Genomic DNA, 17,609 nt, shown 5'->3' with positions numbered 1-17,609 from the left:
CCCGGCGCCTGTACCCGGGCGTGTCCGCGACGGTCAGGGCCGGGACGCGGGCAGGGACTCCGGTCGGTGCACCTCCGGCTCCGTCACGGGGGCGGCGCGACCGGGCAGCCCGAGCGCGGCCGCGACGCCGAGCGCGGCGACGGCGGCGAGGACCAGGAACGTGGTCGTCATCGCGGGAACGAAGCCGGCGGACGTGTCGAGCGTCATCAGCAGGGTCGCGGTGGCGACGCCGAGGGCCGGACCGATGTTCATGGCGGTCTGCTGGAGTCCGCCGGCGACTCCGGCGTCGGCCAGGGACGCCCGGTGTACGACGACGGCTGTGGCGGTGGCCATGACCGTGGCGAACCCGGCGCCCAGGAGGGCGAAACAGCCGCCGGTCTGCACCGATGTCGCCGACGCGTCGAGCCGGGAGAGCAGTAGCACGCCGAGGGCGAGCAGGACTCCTCCTCCGGCCGTCGTACGGCGGGGGCCGAACCGGCGTTGCAGCAGGGCCGCGGAGGGTGCGCCGACCACCATCATGATGGCGAGGGGCAGCACCCACAGGGCGCTCGTCAGGGGGTCGAGTCCTCGCACGTCCTGGAGGAAGTACGTCCCCACGAAAAGCGCCCCGAAGAGGGCGGCCGACGCGGCCAGGAGCGTGACGAGGCCCGCCACGACGGGCCGGGACCGCAGGAGGGCCGGTGGCAGGAGGGGACGGGCGGTGCGCCGTTCGTGCCGGGCGAAGGCGGCTCCGGCCGCGACGGCGGCGCCGAGGGCGAGGGTGGTCGACCAGGTCCAGCCGGATTCCGGTGCTGCCACCAGCACCTGGACCAGGCACCCCAGGGTGACGGCGAGCAGGCAGGCACCGGGCAGGTCGAGCGGGGTACGGGCGTCGGCGGGCGAACCGGAAGAACCGGCCCCACTCGAACGCGGCGCGGGAACAGCGGAGGACCCGCCTGCGGCCGACACGTGAGCACCGTGCTCAGAGGACCCGCCTGCGGCCGACGCGAGGGCACCGGTCGCCGACGCCCCGCTCGCGGCCGACACGTGAGCACCATGCCCAGAGGACCCGCCTGCGGCCGACGCGAGGGCACCGGTCGCCGACGACCCGCTCGCGGCCGACGCGAGGGCATCGGGCACGGAGGACCCGTCGGCGGCCGGGGCGGGGGCCGCGAGGGACAGGAGGCCGAGGAGGCCGATCGCGAGGGCGGGGAGCGCCGTGAGCACGAAGACGGAACGCCAGCCGTGGGCGGTGACCAGCGCGCCGCCGACGAGCGGTCCCGCCGCTGCGGCGAGACCGATCGCGCTGGTGCGCAGGGCGATCGGCATGGCCAGCCGGCCGGGCGGGAAGGCGGCGCGCAGCATGCCCAGCGTGGCCGGCTGCAGGAGCGCCCCGCACACCCCCTGGAGGACGCGGAGACCGATCACCCAGCCGATCCCGGGGGCGAGCGCGATGCCCGCCGACGCGGCGGCGAAACCGAGCGTTCCGAGGGCGAAGAGCCGCCGGTGGCCGTAGCGGTCGCCGAGCCTGCCCGCGAACACCAGCAGGCTCGCGACGGCGACGAGGTATCCGGTGCTGGTCCACTGGACCTGCGCGAAGCTCGCATGCAGGTCGTGCTGGAGCGCGGGTTGCGCGAGGGTGAGCACGGTGCCGTCGAGGGCCACGACGGCGGCGCCCACGACGCTGCAGGCGAGGGTCAGATGCCGTTGACGTATCACCGCGTGTGTCCCGTCGGGCCGAGGTGGGCGTCGAGGGCGGCCCGGAGCAGCGGCTCCACGTCGTCCGTACGGGCGGCCAACTGGAGGCTGCCCCAGACCCAGAGCTGGGCGATGCCGTGCAGGTTCGCCCAGAGCGCGGCCGCCACCGCCGCCGGGTCGGGACCGCCGGTCTCGGGCTGGGCGCGGGCGACGAGTCGGGCGAGGAGGTCGAACAGCGGCAGGCTGGTCTCCCGCAGCCCGAGGCGCCCGCTTTCGAGCAGGTCGTGACGGAACATCAGCTCGTACATGCCGCGGCGGGTCAGCGCGAAGTCGAGGTAGACGCGGGCGAGGGCGTCGAGCTCGGCGCGGGGGCCGTCGGATGCCGCCCCGAGCGCGGCGGTGACGCGCTCCGTGAGCTCGGCGAAACCCTCGCGGGCGATGGCCGACAGCAGGTCGAGGTGGGTCGGGAAGTAGCGGCGGGGTGCCCCGTGGGAGACCCCGGCGCGACGCGCGATCTCCCGGAGGGACAGCGCCTGCGCCCCTTCCGCGTGCACCAGCTCGACCCCGGCGTCGATCAGCCGGCCGCGCAGCCCGGCCGCGGTCTCGGCTTCCGTCTCGGTCTCATCAGTCATAGACACTGTCTACCAGCCGGGCGTAGACAGTGTCTACCAAGATCGGCGGAGTCCTCCGCTACACTGTTCGACAGCGAAGGGGAGTAGCCCTGCGAACCGGTCGTCGACACACTGGAGCCCTCGGGTTCCCGGTGACCGGGTCCACGCGGAAGCGCGGACGGGCGAGACCTTCGGCCAGGCATTCGCCATGTCCGCATCCTGCGGGCGTGGTCCGTCATGCCGGGCCGAGTGGTTCTTCCCGTCGCCCACCGTGGTGCCGTGCGGATCCCGGGCCCGGACCGAGCAGAGAGCCCCCGGTATGCACCTCGACCCCTTGGCGATCCTCACCGCCTTCGGGCTGATCTTCCTCGCCGAGCTTCCCGACAAGACGATGTTCGCGTCCCTCGCGATGGGCACGCGCATGCGTCCTCTGTACGTCTGGTTCGGCACCTCGACCGCGTTCGTCGTGCACGTCGCCATCGCGGTGGGCGCCGGCAGCCTCATCGGCCTGCTGCCCGACTGGATCGTCAAGCTCATCTCGGCCCTCTTGTTCGCCTTCGGCGCGTTCATGCTGCTGCGCGGCGGGGGCGACGACGCGGAGGACGAGGCGGGCGGCAGGACGGTGACCGGCTTCTGGCCGGTCTACTCGACCGCGTTCATGGCCGTCTTCATCAGCGAGTGGGGCGACCTGACGCAGATCACCACGGCCAACCTCGCCGCCACCAACGGCACCTGGTCGACGGCGATCGGCTCGGCCGCGGCCCTGATGAGCGTCTCCGCCCTCGCCCTGATCGCGGGCCGCTTCATCGCCAAGCGCGTCCCGCTGAAGACGGTCCAGCGCATCGGCGGCGTGTGCATGGCCGGCCTCGCGATCTGGTCGCTCACCGAGATCTTCGTCGGCTGACACGACGATCCGCGCCCGGCCGCCGACGGCCGGGCGCGCCTCACTCGAAGTTCCGGAAGACCCCTTCCGGGTCGCCCTGCGCCTCCGCGGCGTAGTCCTCGAAGCCCAGGTTGCCGATGGACAGGTTGGCGTGGATGGAGTGGACGCCCGCCGGAACCGTACGGAACCGGGTGCCGAACTCGGTCAGTCGGGCGTAGTCCTCGTCGTCCGCGCACTCCGACCGCGTCAGAAGCGTCACCGCGAGCAGCGCGCCGGAGGTCATCGTCGTCCGGTCGGCGAGGAACACCACGCTCAGCTCCTCGTCACGCGCGACCGCCGCCCGCACCTCGTCCGCGTCCGCGCCGGCCCAGGCCGGATCGTCGACCACGTGCGCCGAGAAGTCCGCGTCCTCGGCCAAGGCGGCTCGCACCTCCTGCCACGCGCTCTCGTCCTCGTAGTCGGTTCGGACGACCAGGGCGTCGAACTCCTCACCGCGGGCCACCGTCGGGCGTCGCCCCGGGGCCAGGACGCGCGGCCTGGCGAAGTCGGTGTTGTCGATCAGGGCGTCCATCCTCGGCAGCGGGTCCACCTCGGCGAGGTAGATGCGCTCCGCCGCCAGATAGCGGTCGCGGTGGATCGACTCCGCGTCCGAGCCCGCCCAGTTCTGGTCCCGCTCCGCGCCGCGCCGTACCGAGAGCTCGGCGTCCACGTCGAGCCAGACGCGGTAGTCCCAGTAGCCGTCGATCTCGGGCCGGAAGGCGAAGACCCCATCCACGACGAGCACGGCGTCGGGGGCGAGCGGGGTCCGCTGTGCGGAGTGGTCGAGCTGGGTGAGCGGGTCGATGCCGCACAGGGCGCAGGAGTCCGCCTCGGGCGACCGGCCGGGGTCCAGGAGGAGGCGCCTGGCCAGCTCGTAGTCGTACGCGTTGCGGTAATAGCCCTCGCCGGACTCCCGGTCGTAGAGGTGCCGGTCCTTCCAGGGCTTCTTGAAGTCGTCGAGGGTCGCCCGGAGCACGGGCCGCCCCGCGCCCGCGATCCATTCGGCCAGCTCGTGCCCGAAGCTCGTCTTGCCGGCCGCGGTGAACCCGTCGATCCCGACGAGGAGGCGGCCGCTCCCGCGGGCCAGGATCGCCCGCGCGATCTCCTCGACCAGGGCGGCCCGTTCGGCGGAGGCCGCGGGAGGGACCGGCTGCTGCCAGGTCGAGGGCGAATGGTGGACGTCGGCTCGCTGCGAAGTCATGGGCCGAACCTATCGACCGGGCCCGCGCGGCGGACTGTCGGGTGTCAACTCCTGTGCGGACCCTTGTTGAAGCAGTGAATCACTGCTTCACTTCTTCCATGCCCTACCGACGCACGCCCGCCGTACAGGCCAGGCTCGACGACCGGCGCGCCACCGTCGTGGACGCCGCGCTCGCTCTCCTCGCCGAACACGGCTATGCCGGCTGCACGATGGCCGCCGTCGCCGCGCGCGCCGGGATCGCGACCGGCAGCGTCTACCGTCACTTCCCCAGCAAGTCCGAGCTGGCCGTCGAGCTGTTCCGGACGGTGGTCTCCCGCGAGGTGGCCGCGGTGTCCGAGGCGGCTGATCGTCCCGAGCACGCGGGGGCCGCCGAACAGGTCGTGGCCGTCATCGAGACCTTCGCCCAGCGTGCCCTGAAGTCGCCGCGCCTCGCGTACGCACTGCTCGCCGAGCCCGTCGACCCGGCCGTGGACGCCGAGCGGCTGGTGTTCCGGCGGGCGTTCCGCGATGTGTTCGCCGAGCGGATCGCCGAGGGGGTGCGGTCCGGACATCTTCCGCCCCAGGACGCCTCGCTGACGGCGGCCGCCCTGGTCGGGGCGGGCGCGGAGGCGCTCGTCGGCCCGCTGACGGAAGGGGCGGTGGGGCCCGACACCGTACCCGCCCTGGTCACCTTCACCCTGAGAGCCCTGGGAGTTCCCGATGCCGAGCACGCATGAGGTCACCAACCAAGTCCCGCCGCTTGTCGGTTACGACGTGTCGGCCGACCCGGCCCTTCTGGAGAGCCTGCGTCGGGAGGGGGCGGGCTGGGCCGAGGCGGAGGTGCGCGAGCTGGGTGTGCTGGCCGGTGGCGAAGAGGCCCAGGAGTGGGGGCGGCTGGCCGAGCGGAACTCCCCGGTGCTGCACACGCACGACCGCTACGGCCACCGCGTCGACGAGGTCGAGTTCCACCCGTACTGGCACGAGCTGATGAACGTCGCCGTGCGGCACGGACTGCACGGGGCGCCCTGGCGCGACGAGCGGCCCGGGGCCCATGTCGCGCGGGCGGCGAAGGTGTTCGTGTGGGGGCAGGCCGACCCGGGGCATCTGTGCCCGATCTCCATGACGTACGCGGCGGTGCCCGCCCTGCGCGCCCAGCCGGACCTCGCGGAGGTGTACGAACCCCTCCTCACCTCCCCCGTCTACGACTTCGGGCTGCGCGAGCCGACGTCGAAGCGCGGGATCATCGCGGGGATGTCGATGACCGAGAAGCAGGGCGGCTCGGACGTGCGCGCGAACACGACGCGGGCGGTGCCGACCGGCGAGGACGGCTTCTACGCGCTGACCGGGCACAAGTGGTTCACCTCGGCGCCGATGTCGGACGTGTTCCTCACGCTGGCGCAGGCGCCCGGGGGCCTGTCCTGTTTCCTGGTGCCGCGGGTGCTGCCCGACGGCTCGCGCAACGCGATCCGGCTGCAGCGCCTGAAGGACAAGCTCGGCAACCGCTCCAACGCGTCCTCCGAGATCGAGTACGAGGGTGCGCTCGGCCGACTGGTCGGCGAGGAGGGCCGTGGGGTCGCGACCATCATCCGGATGGTGAACATGACCCGGCTGGACTGCGCGGTCAGTTCGGCGTCCGGGATGCGCCAGGGCCTGGTGCAGGCCGTCCACCACGCCACGCACCGCAGCGCGTTCGGCGCGCGGCTGATCGACCAGCCGCTGATGACCAACGTGCTGGCCGACCTGGCGGTGGAGGCGGAGGCGGCGACGATCGCCGGTCTGCGGCTCGCCGGCGCGGTGGACCGGGCGGCGGCCGGTGACACGGAGGAGGAGCTGCTGCGCCGGCTCGGCCTCGCGGTCACCAAGTACTGGGTGTGCAAGCGGGCTCCCGCGCATGCCGCCGAGGCGCTGGAGTGCCTGGGCGGCAACGGCTACGTCGAGGACTCGGGACTCCCCCGCCTCTATCGCGAGTCCCCGCTGCCCTCCATCTGGGAGGGGTCGGGCAATGTGGCCGCGCTCGACGTCCTGCGGGCGATGGGGCGTCAGCCGCAGGCGGTCGAGGCGTTCTTCGCGGAGGTGGACCGCGCGGCCGGCGCCGACCGCCGGCTCGACGCGGCGACGGCGCGACTCCGCAAGGACCTGGGCGACCTCGGTGACGCCGCCGCGCTCCAGTACCGCGCCCGCCGGCTGGTCGAGCACATGGCGCTGGTCCTGCAGGGCTCGCTGCTCGTACGGCACGGCCATCCGGCGGTCGCGGACGCGTTCTGCGCCTCGCGCCTGGACAGCGACTGGGGCATCGCCTTCGGCACGCTTCCGCCCGGCCTGGACACGGCGGCGATCATCGAGCGCGGCGCGCCGGGCGCGGTCCCGGCGGCCTGAGCCGTACGACACCGCGACACGCGCGGACCGGGGGCGCTGCCCCGGTCCGCGGCCGGGCCCCTGCTCCGGCCGGCCACGGCCGTATGCCGTCACCACTCCCGGGCGGCGACCAGCTCCTCCACGTCGGCGTCCGTGAAGCCGTAGGCCGTGGCGACGAACCAGAAGTTCTCGGCGATCTCCTCGCGGGCGACGGTCTCGATCTCGCTCCCGGCCTCCTCGAAATCCGCCTCCAGGGCGTTGAACTCCTCGGTGGCCACCTCCGTGAGCGCGTACAGCGCCGTCAGATCGGCCGGCTGCTCGGCCTCGATGCGCTCACAGAGCCGCTGCAGGATCGCCTTCCCCTTGTCGACGACGCTGTCCGGGTAGTACCCGTCCTCGTACAGCGCGCGCAGAAACGCGTACTCCGCCACCTGCTGGTTCGTGATGGACATGCGATCCCCTTCACCTCTCGGTCACCGTTGCGACCATGGTTCACCACGCCACTGACAACGGCCCGTGGTCAGAGCTCCTTCGGTCCGTAGACCGCGGCGGACGCGCCCGTTTCGAGGGCCCAGTAGCGGTCGCCGTAGGACCAGTGCCACCACTCGGTGGGGTAGTTGACGAGCCCGGCACCGCTCAGTGCGGCGCCGAGGATCTCGCGGTTCCGCCGGGCCTCGGCGGTGATCCCGGCGGCGTGCGTGTAGCACGCGCCGACGCTCTCCTCCGGGCTCGCGTTCATCCGGGTGCCCAGGTCCAGTTCGCGCCCGTCCGGATCGGCGAGGGTCAGGTCGACGGCCGATCCGGCGCTGTGCGGCGCGATCTCGGGCGGGGAGACGTAGCGGCTCGCGGCGGCGTGGAGGTCCGGCGCGGCCCAGTCGGGGTGGGCGGCGCGCAGCTCGGCTCGGTACTCCTCGAAGTACCGCCGTTGCAGGGACGGCGGGCGGTAGCCCTCCACGTAGAGGAACCGCAGTCCGTCCGGCAGCGTCTCCTGCGCCTTGAGCAGCCGTTCGAGGACGCCCGCGCGCAGATGGGCGAAGGCGCCCGTTCCGTCGCGCTTGCGCGGGTCCACGAGCAGCGAGCCCTCCTCCCGTACGTCCACCAGCCGTTCATCGCACTCCTTGACGGGGACGGCGGCGACCTTGGGGTCCGACATCAGGGTGATCTCACTCATGGACTCGATCATGCCCTCGCTCTCCGGGCCGTCCGCGAGGAGCTGCGCGGCCAGGGCACCTTGGTGGTCGCCACCCATGCCGCCTTCATCGACACGGAGATGGCCGCACGGGTCACCCAGCCCAAGATCAGCCCGGCCGACGTGGTGCGGCAGACGCTCGACGCGGTCGAGACGGGCCGCGAGGAGGTGCTCGCCGACGAGATCACCCGTCAGGTGAAGGCGGGGCTCTCGGCGTAGCCGGCCGACCGCCCCGGCTCGGTGACGACCGGCCAGTGGGCGTCGCGGATGCCCCCGGGCGGCACCGAGCGGGACCGTCGTGCGCCGTTTCGGCGAGCGCGGCGGGGACGGAGTGCCACTCTGGAGGGACGGTCCGGAACCGACAGGGAGTGGCCCCTTGAGCACCGATGCGATGCACGCGGAACTGGACCGGCGCGCCGAGCAGGTGTCCGCCCGGGTGGTCGCCTGGCGGCGGCACCTGCACCGGCACCCCGAGCTGTCCAACCGCGAGGTGGAGACGGCCCGCCTCGTCGCGGACCATCTGCGGTCCCTGGAGCTGGACGAGGTCCGCACCGGGATCGCCGGGCACGGTGTCGTCGGCGTCCTGCGGGGCGGCGGGGGCAGCAACCGTGGCACGGGCGGGGGCGGCACCCCCGGCGGACGGGTGGTGGCGCTGCGGGCGGACACGGACGCGCTGCCCGTCGAGGACCTGTGCGGCCAGGACTTCGCCTCGCGGGTCGTGGACACCGACTACCCCGGCCCCTTCCCCGTCTCGCACGCCTGCGGCCACGACTGCCACACCGCCATGCTCATGGGCGCGGCCACCGTGCTCTCCGGGGTGCGCGAACAGCTGCCGGGGACCGTGCTGTTCGTCTTCCAGCCCGCCGAGGAGGGGCCGCCGGTCACCGAGAAGGGCGGGGCCAGAGCCATGCTCGACGAGGGCGCGTTCGAGGACCCGGTGCCGACGATGGCGTTCGGGATGCATGTCACGCCCTACCCCAAGGGGTACGTGGGGTACCGGGTCGGCAACCAGTACGGCGCCTCCACCCTGGTGAAGATCGTGGTCACCGGCAAGCAGGTCCACGGGTCCACGCCCTGGCAGGGCATCGATCCGATGCCGGCCGTGGGCGCGGTCCTGACCGGCATCGGGCAGCTCTACCGGCAGGTCTCCGCGTTCGACCCGGTCACGGTGTCCATCGGGCATGTCGAGGATGTCGGGCGGTTCAACATCATCGGTCAGACCGTCACGCTGTGGGGCACCGTCCGCTGTGCGGTCGAGTCGGACATGGCCGAGGTCCAGCGGCGGCTGACCACGCTCGCCGAGCACTCGGCGGCCGCGTACAACGCCACGGCCACGGTCACGTACCTGCAGCCCGTTCCGCCGGTGCACAACAGCGCGGAGTGGGTCGCGGCCGGCCTGCCGACGATCCGTCGGGTGGTGGGCGAGGAACGGACGGTGGAGGCCGGCGCGACGCTCGGGTACGACGACGTCTCCGAGTTCGTGAACCGTTTCGGCGGGCTGTACGTGATGCTCGGCGTCCAGGACGCCGCGCTGGACGCGGAGGGTCACCCGGTCCCGCTGCCGGACGGGCGCGGTCTGGTCACCAACCACAATCCGCACTTCTACGCCGACGACGACACGCTCGTCACCGGCGTCCGGTTGCACGCGCACATCGCCTACGACCATCTCGCGGGCGCGCTGGTGGCTCGGCCGTGACGCCTCAGGCGGGCCGCTTCCGCAGGGCTCCCAGGTAGACCCCGATCAGGATGAGCGGGGTGCCGATGAGCAGCGAGGCCGTGAGGGGTTCGTCGTCCAGCCACGCCGACAGCACGATCGTGACGACCGGGACGATGACGAAGATGTACGCCGCCCTCGACGCGTCCCAGCGCTGGACCACGAACAGATAGAGGATGAAGGTGAGCACGGAGCCGACCACCACCAGGTAGCCCAGCGCCCACCAGGTCGCGGCGCGGTCCGGCAGCCGCCAGGTGTCGCCTGCCGCGAGCGACCCCGCGAAGAGCAGGACGGAGGCCGCCGTCATGCCCACCGCGTTCATCGTCACCGGATGCACCTTCGGCAGCCGCCGCACCAGTACGAGAGCCTGCGCGAACGCCAGCATGCTGCCCAGGATCGCCAGGAAGGACAGCACGGGCACGTCGCCCCCCAGCGGGTCGCGCGAGATGACGGCGACCCCGGCCGTGGCGAACACCGTGCCGACGGCCGCCATCAGCCGGAACCGTTCGAGCCCTTGTGCCACCGCGAGCAGGAGCGTCGCGAGCGGGACCAGGGAGAGGATGGTCTGGCCGAGCCCCGCGTGGATGCGGACCAGCGCGTAGTACGCGAGCGCGAACGTCACACCGAAGTTGAGGACCCCGAAGAGGATCGACCCGCCGAGCGCCCTGCCGCGCGGGAACTCCATTCTGCGCACGGTCATCACGGCCAGCAGAAGCAGCGAGGCGGCGCCGAACCTCAGTGCCGCGCCCCACAGCGGATCGAGTTCACGGTTGCTGAAGCGGACGCCGACCGCGTTCCCGCCCGCGAGGGCCGCGGCGGTGAGGAACGCGGCGAGCGTCGCGCGGTCTGCGGCAGGCTGCACCGATTCACCGTAGCCGCGGCGCTTCCCCGCCCCGTACGGGACACACCGCCCCCCGGGGGTCCGTCAGTGCTGCGCCGCGACGGCCTCGGCGAATGCTCTGATCAGCGCGTTCTCGGCGGCCGTCGGCCAGACGAGGCCGTACTCGACGGGAGGTGCGTCGCGCAGGGGTACGTAGGTGACGCCCGGGCGCGGGTGGTAGCGGGCACCGCGTGCGGCTCCCGGCGAGACTCCGCGGCCAGCGCTCACATGGGAGAGGACCTCCTGCCAGGAGGCGGCCACCGGGCCGCGGGGGATGATCGCGCCGGAGGGAGTACGGGCGGGGTAGTGGGCGTCCAGCCAGTAGCGGGGGTTGGCACCCTCCGTGGTGACCATCGGGACACCCGCGAGGTCGTCGAGCGCGAGGGATTCCCGGCGCGCCAGGGGGTGGGCGGACGGGACGAGGAGCACTCGGGGTTCCGCGGCCAGGACGGGTCCGGTCGTGAGCCCGGGTTCGCGGGCCGGGAAGGCCGTGAGCAGAAGGTCGAGTTCGGCTTCCTGGAGCGGCCGGAGGCCGCCGTCGAGCGGCACCTCCCGGATGGAGATCTCGCAGCCGGGGTGGCGCGCGAGGAAGGCGTCGGCGGCCGCGGTGAGCCGTTCGGCGCTCCAGGGGGCGGCGAAGCCGGCCCGCAGGGTGCCGTGCACGCCCCGGCCGGCCGCCGTGGCCCGCTCCAGGGCGGCGAGGATCTGCCGGTGGGCGGGGCGCAGGTCGTTCTGGAGGCGGCGGCCGACCGGGGTGAGGCGGACGCTGCGGCTGGTGCGCTCGAACAGGGGCGTGCCGACGCGGCGCTCCAGCTTCTTGACGGTCTGGCTGATGCGTCCGGTGGAGACGCCCAGGCGTTCGGCCGTGCGGCCGAAGTGCAGCTCTTCGGCGAGCGTCAGGAACGCCTCCAGTTCGTGCCGTTCGAGCATCTCCGCCTCCCCGATCGTTGAGTCTCGCTCAACGCCGCTTGCATTGTTGCACCTTGATCGGCCGGGTGGGCGGGCAGAAGTCTGGTTCCATGAATCCGCTGACCGACGCGGCGCCCCAGGCCGCCGCCGCCCGCCCGGGGACCCGCCCCGCCATCCGGCCGAACGTCCTGGTCATGGCGGTGGCCGGGGCGGTCACCGTCGCCAACATCTACTTCCCCCAGCCGCTGCTCGACGCCATCGCCCGGGGCCTGGGCGTCTCCCAGCACACCGCCGGTCTCGTCTCCTCGGCCGCCCAGCTCGGGTACGCGCTCGGCATCCTGTTCATCGTCCCGCTCGCGGACACCGCCCGGCTCCGCCGCCTCACCACGATTCTGCTCGCGCTGACCAGCGGCGGGCTGCTCGTGGCGGCGGCCGCGCCGAACGTCCTGACGCTCACGGTCGCGACCCTCGCGGTCTCCACGACCACCGTCCTGCCGCAGGTCCTCACCCCCGTGGCGGCCGCGCTCGCCGGGCCCGGGGACCGTGGCCGGGTCGTGGGGCTCATCGGCCTCGGGCTCACCCTGGGCTCGACCGTCTCCCGCACCGTCTCGGGCGCGGCCTCGGACGCCGGCGGGAGCTGGCGCACCGCCTATCTGCTGGCCGCGGCGGCGACGGCCGCCCTGCTGTTCGTCGTGCCCCGTGGCCTGCCGGAGCGCGCCGGGCCCGTCGGCGACCGTCTGCCGTACCCGCGTCTCCTTGCCAGCCTGCCCCGGCTCTTCGCCGAGCACCGGGAGGTACGGATCTCGGCGCTGACCGGCGCCGCGGTCTTCGCCTCGTACAGCGTCTTCTGGGCGACGCTCGCCTTCCATCTGGCGGCGCCGCCGCTGGGCCTCGGGCCGGGGGTGGCCGGGCTCTTCGGGCTCCTGAGCCTGCCAGGAGCGCTGCTCTCGGCGTACGCGGGACGGCTCACCGACCGGTACGGAGCGGGGGCGGTGAACGCCTGGTCGCTGCTCTGCGTGGCGGTCTCCCTCGCCGTCGTCGGCCTCGGGGCGCTCTCCCCCGTGGCGCTGGTGATCGGGGCGAATCTGCTGATCCTGGGGACCAGCGCCTCTCAGGTGGCGAACCAGGCGCGGATCTTCGACCTCGGCACCCGGGTCGCGGCCCGTGTCAACACCGTCTTCATGCTGTCCACCTTCGGTGGCGGCGCGATCGGCTCGCTCACGGCGGTGTGGCTGTACGGGGCGTACGGCTGGACGGCGACGATCGTGGCCGCGGCCGGATTCACGGCGCTGGGCATGCTCCTGGTCGCGGTGACGCGCCGTACCGCCCCGAGTTGCGCCCCGGGCGACAGGCGCGAGGCTGGGACTCACCACCCGCGCAGCCCCGCAGGGAGAGACGATGCATGACCTCGCGGCCCTCGCCGACGAACATCTGGCCAACGCACGCACCGCCCCGCACGGCCGGAGCGCCCATGTGGTGGTCCACGACGGGGTGCTCCGGCAGAGCGTGATCGCAATGGTGTCCGGCACCGCACTCGACGAGCACAACGCGCCTCCGGCCGCGAGTCTGCAGGTGCTGCGGGGGCGGGTGAGCCTGACGGCGGCGGGATGGTCCGAGGAACTGTCGGCGGGGGAACTCCAGATGATCCCGAAGGAGCGGCACGGCCTCACCGCCCTGGAGGACGCGGTCGTCCTGCTGACCGCCGTCAACGACTAGGGCCTGTCCTCGAACTGTCGCCGTCCGCCCGCAGGGCGGGGTCCGCGGCGTCCGGTGCTGCCTGACTCCTCGTGGCCTTCCGAGCGGATCCGTGTCGTAGGGTCACGCGCATGCTGGACGGGATCGACGACATCGACTGGGCTGCCCTGAGGCACGCGTACGGGCCGGCGGACGACGTGCCCGGCCTGCTGCGGGCGGCCGACTCGGTGGACGCGCGGGCCAGGGACGAGGCGTTGTGCGAGCTGGTCTCGTCGCTCTGCCACCAGGGGACGATCTACCCGGCGACGGCCGTGGCCGTGCCGTTCGTCGCCCGGCTCGCACTGGACGGGCCCGGTGACCGGCTGTCACTCCTGTGGCTGCTGCACAGCGCTGCCACCGGGAACGGCCGCGAGTACCGGGAGGTGCGCCGGGCGGTGGCCACCGCGCTTCCGGTCCTGCTGGGCCTGGCGGCGGACGAGGACCCGTGCGTTCGGCGCGCGATGGTGTGGCTCGTCGCCGCCTGCGAGGAGGCTTCCATGCCTCTGCTCCCCCTGCTGCGGGCACGACTCGAGTCGGAGGACGACGCCGACGTACGCGCGGATCTCGTCACCGCGCTCGGTCTTCTCGATGTGTCGCATGACGTCAGAGAGGCGCGCAACCAGGCACTGCTGTCCGCACCGGAGCCGGTGGTGCGCCGGGCCGCGGTGACGGATCTGCTGCGCACGGCCCCGCTGCCGCTGCCGGCCGCTCTGGTGGAGTCGGCGCTCGACGCACACGAGGCGGCCCCCGCCGACGAGACGGACCACCCGTGGCCCGAGCCCTATCTGCCGCTCACGGAGCGGCTGATGGACGACCCGGACGCGGTGCTGCGAGCGGTGGAGCGGGGGCTGCCGCTGGCCTGGGAGCTCACCGAGACATGGCGCGACCGCGAGCGGGACGTCCTGCCCTGGCTCGCTTCGGCAGCCGAGGACGCGGAGGACCTGTGCCGAGTGGCGCGGGTGGGCGCCGCGCTGGAGGGCGGTGAACCCACGCCGTGGCTGGCTCCGCACCTGCGGTCGGACGACCCCGCCGTTCGGGTGGCGGCGACACATGCCGCGGTGCGGCTGCGCGTGCCTGGTGCGCTCGGCCTCGTCCTGCGGCTGATGGACGGCATGCCGGAGGAGGCGGCAAGTCTGCAGCTGACGCCGTTCACCGCGCCCGGCACGGTGGTGTCCGCGGCGGTGGAGGTGTTCGGCACGGCTGCCGAGCCGGTGGCGCGGCGGGTGGCGGCTCGGCCGCGTGCCGAGTGGCTGGACGTGCTGCAGCACTTCCCCGCACTCGCGGCCGACCGCGTGGACGAACTGATCCGTCTTCTGCCCGCCTCGGCCGGGGCGCTGGCCGCGCTCGGTCCGTCGGCGGGACCCAGGGTCGCGCAGGCACTGCGCGCACGGGCGGGGGCGGGCGACCTGACGGCAGCGGTCGCGCTGGCGCGGGTCACGGGCGACGCGGGACCCGCGGTGGAACTGGTGCGGGCGGAGTCGGACTCCGTGGGACGACGTACGGAGGCCGTCCGGGTGGCGGCCGAACTCGGCCCGCCCGCGGTGGCGCTCCTGCCCCTCCTTGAGGAACGGCTGCACGCGCCGGCCCGCGAGAGCCGGGCGGACGCGGCCGCCGCGATCTGGCGCGTCACCGGCAGCTTGCACGACACGGTGCCGGTGATCGCGGACCAGCTCGCCCGCCACGGCGATCTGCACGAGCCGTACGTCGGCGCACTGCGCGCGCTGACGGCGATGCGCGTACTCCCGGCGTCGGCCCGCCCCGCGGTCGAGCGCGTCGCCGCCTCCCGGCGCCGCGTCGTGTCCGGCTTTCCGTGCGACGGAACACCGCACCCGGACCTGGAGGCGAGGAGTCTGGCACGGCGGCTGCTGGCTCTGACCGGCTGACGACGTCACGGCCGGCTCGTGCGGGACGGCAGTGGCGTGCACTCACACGGTCTCGTCCAGATCCCCCGCGTAGTACTCGATGGCCTTCCGGTACCGGATCACGTACGGGTCCTCGCTGGTGGCCGCGACCAGGCGCAGGAGCAGCTGCGCCGACTCGTGGTGCTCGCCCGTGTTGAACAGGGCCATCGCCAGGAAGGTCCGCAGCGCGCCGTCCTCCGGGAACTCCTCGACCGCGCCGCGCAGGGTGGCGACGGCCTCCTCGTACCGGCCGAGGACGCGGAAGGTGCTGCCGAGCCCGAGGAGCGCGCCCCTGCGGTCCTTCTCGGTGAGTTCGCCGGGCGTCTTCAGCGCCCGCTCGTAGAAGGGCACGGCCTCGGCCTCCAGGCCGAGGACGTCGTGGGCCCAGGCGGTCTGGTACGCCACCTCGGCGTCGTCGGGGTACCGCGCGGAGAGCTCCACCAGGCGGTCCCGCGCCTCTACCGGACGGCCCTGTTCACGCAGTCCGACCGCGTCGGCCAGCAGTCCGTCCCGCTCGTCGGCGTACGCGGTGTGATCGGCGTTCTCGGCGTTCTCGGCGTTCTCGGCGTTCTCGGTGGCATCGTCCATGGGGGAATCGTCGCAGGTCGCCCCTGAGTGCCGTACGACGGTTGCCAGATGACGGAGCGCCATACTCCGCCCCGATGGTTGTGGCGGCCGGGCCCATAGGAGGCCCGTGCGGCCCGCGCCTAACCTCCCGGCCAGCACCCTGACATGACCGAGCCGCCCGGGAGACCCCATGCGTCCATTCCGTTCCCCCCGTCCGCTCCGCCCCCGCGGGCCGCGCCGGCTGACGGCGCTGCTGCTGTTCGCCGCCGCGGCCCTGTTCCCGGTCGCGACCCCGGCGGCGGCCGCCGCCCCCGCCCCCGTGCCGGGCACCCTCCAGCCGTACACCATCGATGCCGTCCACAGCGCCGGGATCTCGTCGGGCGGCTATATGGCCACCCAGCTCCATGTGGCGTACTCCGGTACGTTCAGCGGCTCCGCCGTGTTCGCCTCCGGCCCGTACAACTGCGCCCAGAACACGCTCTCCACCGCCCTCAACGCCTGTATGAACACCACGCAGGACCTTCAGCTCGCAAAGCTGGAGCAGACCACACGGGACTGGTCGACGCAGGGGCTCGTCGACCCGGTGGCGAACCTCGCCGGCGACCCCGTGTACGTCTTCAGCGGCTCGGGCGACACGACCGTGAAGCGGCCGGTGGCCGATGCGCTGGCCGACTACTACGGCCGGTTCGGCGCGCGGGTGCAGTACAACCGGAGCACGGCGGCCGGGCACGCCTGGATCAGCCCGCTCGGCCCCAACTCCTGCACAGTGACGCAGAGTCCGTGGATCAACAACTGCGGCATCGACGCCGAGCGCGATCTGCTCGGTCATCTGCTGGGCTCCGTCACGGCGCCCAGCTCGTCCCCCGGCGGGACCCTGATCCAGTTCGACCAGAACACGTACGTGCCGGGCGGCGCGGCGGCGCCCCTGTCGCTGGACGACAAGGGATTCGTCTACGTGCCGACGTCATGCGCCGGCGGGGCCTCCTGCAGCCTGATGGTGGCGCTGCACGGCTGCAAGCAGGGGTACGGGTACCAGGGCTTCGGGACCCGGTTCATCGACAACGCGTACCTCAACGAGTACGCCGACACCAACGACATGATCGTCCTGTACCCGCAGGCCGTCGCGACGGCCACACTGGAGAACCCCAACGGCTGCTGGAACTGGTGGGGTTACCTCGGTGACTCCTCCTACGCACGGCACGGCGGCAAGCAGATCGAGGCGATCATGGGGATGGTCCGGGCGCTGCGCGGCGCCACTCCCCCGCCCGTGACCGGCCAGGTGACGCTGCCGAGCGTGGACGCGCAGGACGGCTATGTGAAGGCCGCCGCCGACGGATCGGGGCCGGCGGTGGGCACCCTGGAGGACACGTACGGTCTGGCGCTCGGCCGTGGCACCGACGCCAAGGTGAACCGGACGCTGCTCTCCTTCGACACCTCGAAGATCCCGGCGGGCAAGGAGATCACCCGCGCCTATCTGACGGTGAACCGCAGCAGCGGTTCGGGCGATCCCTGGGCGTCTCCGGCGGGCAACCGGCTTCTCGCGGACGTCACCACGGGCTGCTTCGGCGCGTGTGCCGTCGAGCCCTCGGACTGGTCGGCCGCGGCGAGCGTCGCGGGAGGGGCGCAGATCGCCTCGTTCTCCTCGGGCTCCGCCTCCTCCACGGATCTCTCGGCGCCTGCACTCGCGGCCCTCGACCGCGCCGGCACGACACAGGTGCGGCTCCGATTCGAGTCCGCCCCGGCCTCTACGGCGTATCTCTTCGTCAACCAAGCCACTCCGGTGACACTGACGGTCGAGTACCGCTGACCCCGACTCGCCGGACGGGTGGCCCGCCAGTCCTGCGTCCGGCGACGCCGCTCACCCGTCCGGAGGACAGGACGGCGGGGACTTCGTACGGGACGGGAACGGCCGAGCACCGCGTGACCGCGCGGGCGGCGTCCGTCACGGCGACGGTCCGTCACCGCGCTCC

General features: G+C 73.1%; 17 protein-coding genes. 9 read left to right on the top strand and 8 right to left on the bottom strand.

The window, feature by feature from the left end; genetic code table 11:
* Window positions 1-33 precede the first annotated feature (33 nt).
* Window positions 34-1,695, bottom strand: a complete 1,662-nt coding sequence (locus ABZ939_RS20135) for an MFS transporter (RefSeq protein ID WP_361856658.1) — start codon at window positions 1,693-1,695, stop codon at window positions 34-36.
* Complete coding sequence (locus tag ABZ939_RS20130; protein ID WP_361856612.1) at window positions 1,695-2,309, bottom strand: TetR/AcrR family transcriptional regulator; 615 nt, start codon at window positions 2,307-2,309, stop codon at window positions 1,695-1,697. The genes ABZ939_RS20135 and ABZ939_RS20130 overlap by 1 nt, the downstream gene beginning before the upstream one ends.
* Window positions 2,310-2,607: 298 nt before the next feature.
* On the opposite strand from ABZ939_RS20130, the gene ABZ939_RS20125 reads away from it, so the two are divergent.
* A complete protein-coding gene (locus tag ABZ939_RS20125; RefSeq protein ID WP_361856609.1) occupies window positions 2,608-3,192 on the top strand; it encodes a TMEM165/GDT1 family protein in 585 nt (194 codons plus the stop codon).
* 40 nt (window positions 3,193-3,232) lie between these two features.
* On the opposite strand, the gene ABZ939_RS20120 is transcribed toward ABZ939_RS20125, so the two are convergent.
* The gene (locus tag ABZ939_RS20120) at window positions 3,233-4,411 is read right to left on the bottom strand and encodes a hypothetical protein (RefSeq protein ID WP_361856606.1); all 1,179 of its coding nucleotides are present in this window, start codon (window positions 4,409-4,411) and stop codon (window positions 3,233-3,235) included.
* A 98-nt stretch (window positions 4,412-4,509) separates the two neighbouring features.
* Between ABZ939_RS20120 and ABZ939_RS20115 the strand changes: the two genes are divergently transcribed.
* Together ABZ939_RS20115 and ABZ939_RS20110 are read left to right on the top strand one after the other, a co-directional pair.
* Complete coding sequence (locus ABZ939_RS20115; protein ID WP_361856603.1) at window positions 4,510-5,127, top strand: TetR/AcrR family transcriptional regulator; 618 nt, start codon at window positions 4,510-4,512, stop codon at window positions 5,125-5,127.
* On the top strand, window positions 5,111-6,766 hold the full coding sequence (locus ABZ939_RS20110) for an acyl-CoA dehydrogenase family protein (protein ID WP_361856601.1): 1,656 nt from the start codon (window positions 5,111-5,113) through the stop codon (window positions 6,764-6,766). Before ABZ939_RS20115 ends, ABZ939_RS20110 begins: the two co-directional genes overlap by 17 nt.
* Window positions 6,767-6,855: 89 nt before the next feature.
* Here the strand turns inward: ABZ939_RS20110 and ABZ939_RS20105 are convergent, their stop codons facing one another.
* The gene (locus ABZ939_RS20105) at window positions 6,856-7,197 is read right to left on the bottom strand and encodes a DUF5713 family protein (RefSeq protein WP_361856598.1); all 342 of its coding nucleotides are present in this window, start codon (window positions 7,195-7,197) and stop codon (window positions 6,856-6,858) included.
* 68 nt (window positions 7,198-7,265) lie between these two features.
* Complete coding sequence (locus tag ABZ939_RS20100; RefSeq protein WP_361856656.1) at window positions 7,266-7,916, bottom strand: M15 family metallopeptidase; 651 nt, start codon at window positions 7,914-7,916, stop codon at window positions 7,266-7,268.
* 63 nt (window positions 7,917-7,979) lie between these two features.
* On the opposite strand from ABZ939_RS20100, the gene ABZ939_RS20095 reads away from it, so the two are divergent.
* Entirely contained in the window at window positions 7,980-8,153 is a 174-nt protein-coding gene (locus ABZ939_RS20095) for a hypothetical protein (RefSeq protein WP_361856596.1), read from the top strand.
* A 157-nt stretch (window positions 8,154-8,310) separates the two neighbouring features.
* The gene (locus ABZ939_RS20090) at window positions 8,311-9,630 is read left to right on the top strand and encodes an amidohydrolase (protein WP_361856593.1); all 1,320 of its coding nucleotides are present in this window, start codon (window positions 8,311-8,313) and stop codon (window positions 9,628-9,630) included.
* Between the two features lie 4 nt (window positions 9,631-9,634).
* Here ABZ939_RS20090 and ABZ939_RS20085 read toward each other — a convergent pair whose 3' ends face one another.
* Together ABZ939_RS20085 and ABZ939_RS20080 are read right to left on the bottom strand one after the other, a co-directional pair.
* Window positions 9,635-10,510, bottom strand: a complete 876-nt coding sequence (locus ABZ939_RS20085) for a DMT family transporter (RefSeq protein WP_361856590.1) — start codon at window positions 10,508-10,510, stop codon at window positions 9,635-9,637.
* A gap of 63 nt (window positions 10,511-10,573) precedes the next feature.
* A complete protein-coding gene (locus tag ABZ939_RS20080; protein WP_361856588.1) occupies window positions 10,574-11,458 on the bottom strand; it encodes a LysR substrate-binding domain-containing protein in 885 nt (294 codons plus the stop codon).
* Window positions 11,459-11,547: 89 nt separating this feature from the next.
* On the opposite strand from ABZ939_RS20080, the gene ABZ939_RS20075 reads away from it, so the two are divergent.
* The 3 genes from ABZ939_RS20075 to ABZ939_RS20065 all read left to right on the top strand — a co-directional run bounded on the left by ABZ939_RS20075 (window position 11,548) and on the right by ABZ939_RS20065 (window position 15,054).
* Window positions 11,548-12,843, top strand: a complete 1,296-nt coding sequence (locus ABZ939_RS20075) for an MFS transporter (RefSeq protein WP_361856585.1) — start codon at window positions 11,548-11,550, stop codon at window positions 12,841-12,843.
* Complete coding sequence (locus ABZ939_RS20070; RefSeq protein WP_361856582.1) at window positions 12,836-13,153, top strand: cupin; 318 nt, start codon at window positions 12,836-12,838, stop codon at window positions 13,151-13,153. Before ABZ939_RS20075 ends, ABZ939_RS20070 begins: the two co-directional genes overlap by 8 nt.
* A 110-nt stretch (window positions 13,154-13,263) precedes the next feature.
* Entirely contained in the window at window positions 13,264-15,054 is a 1,791-nt protein-coding gene (locus ABZ939_RS20065; RefSeq protein ID WP_361856579.1) for a hypothetical protein, read from the top strand.
* 42 nt (window positions 15,055-15,096) lie between these two features.
* Here the strand turns inward: ABZ939_RS20065 and ABZ939_RS20060 are convergent, their stop codons facing one another.
* A complete protein-coding gene (locus ABZ939_RS20060; RefSeq protein ID WP_361856577.1) occupies window positions 15,097-15,660 on the bottom strand; it encodes a tetratricopeptide repeat protein in 564 nt (187 codons plus the stop codon).
* Between the two features lie 169 nt (window positions 15,661-15,829).
* Between ABZ939_RS20060 and ABZ939_RS20055 the strand changes: the two genes are divergently transcribed.
* On the top strand, window positions 15,830-17,446 hold the full coding sequence (locus ABZ939_RS20055; RefSeq protein ID WP_361856574.1) for a PHB depolymerase family esterase: 1,617 nt from the start codon (window positions 15,830-15,832) through the stop codon (window positions 17,444-17,446).
* The last annotated feature ends 163 nt before the right edge of the window (window positions 17,447-17,609 follow it).

Source organism: Streptomyces sp. NPDC046712 (assembly GCF_040645695.1).
Taxonomy (GTDB): Bacteria; Actinomycetota; Actinomycetes; order Streptomycetales; family Streptomycetaceae; genus Streptomyces.
This window is presented reverse-complemented; position numbering and strand designations above follow the sequence as displayed.

What these genes read in the sequence shown, in the direction of transcription:
- ABZ939_RS20055 (WP_361856574.1), top strand. Translation starts at nt 15,830, where the DNA reads ATGCGTCCATTCCGTTCCCCCCGTCCGCTCCGCCCCCGCGGGCCGCGC.
- ABZ939_RS20100 (WP_361856656.1), bottom strand. Translation starts at nt 7,916, where the DNA reads ATGAGTGAGATCACCCTGATGTCGGACCCCAAGGTCGCCGCCGTCCCC.
- ABZ939_RS20115 (WP_361856603.1), top strand. Translation starts at nt 4,510, where the DNA reads ATGCCCTACCGACGCACGCCCGCCGTACAGGCCAGGCTCGACGACCGG.
- ABZ939_RS20080 (WP_361856588.1), bottom strand. Translation starts at nt 11,458, where the DNA reads ATGCTCGAACGGCACGAACTGGAGGCGTTCCTGACGCTCGCCGAAGAG.
- ABZ939_RS20130 (WP_361856612.1), bottom strand. Translation starts at nt 2,309, where the DNA reads ATGACTGATGAGACCGAGACGGAAGCCGAGACCGCGGCCGGGCTGCGC.
- ABZ939_RS20060 (WP_361856577.1), bottom strand. Translation starts at nt 15,660, where the DNA reads ATGGACGATGCCACCGAGAACGCCGAGAACGCCGAGAACGCCGAGAAC.
- ABZ939_RS20105 (WP_361856598.1), bottom strand. Translation starts at nt 7,197, where the DNA reads ATGTCCATCACGAACCAGCAGGTGGCGGAGTACGCGTTTCTGCGCGCG.
- ABZ939_RS20125 (WP_361856609.1), top strand. Translation starts at nt 2,608, where the DNA reads ATGCACCTCGACCCCTTGGCGATCCTCACCGCCTTCGGGCTGATCTTC.
- ABZ939_RS20065 (WP_361856579.1), top strand. Translation starts at nt 13,264, where the DNA reads ATGCTGGACGGGATCGACGACATCGACTGGGCTGCCCTGAGGCACGCG.
- ABZ939_RS20120 (WP_361856606.1), bottom strand. Translation starts at nt 4,411, where the DNA reads ATGACTTCGCAGCGAGCCGACGTCCACCATTCGCCCTCGACCTGGCAG.
- ABZ939_RS20110 (WP_361856601.1), top strand. Translation starts at nt 5,111, where the DNA reads ATGCCGAGCACGCATGAGGTCACCAACCAAGTCCCGCCGCTTGTCGGT.
- ABZ939_RS20070 (WP_361856582.1), top strand. Translation starts at nt 12,836, where the DNA reads ATGCATGACCTCGCGGCCCTCGCCGACGAACATCTGGCCAACGCACGC.
- ABZ939_RS20075 (WP_361856585.1), top strand. Translation starts at nt 11,548, where the DNA reads ATGAATCCGCTGACCGACGCGGCGCCCCAGGCCGCCGCCGCCCGCCCG.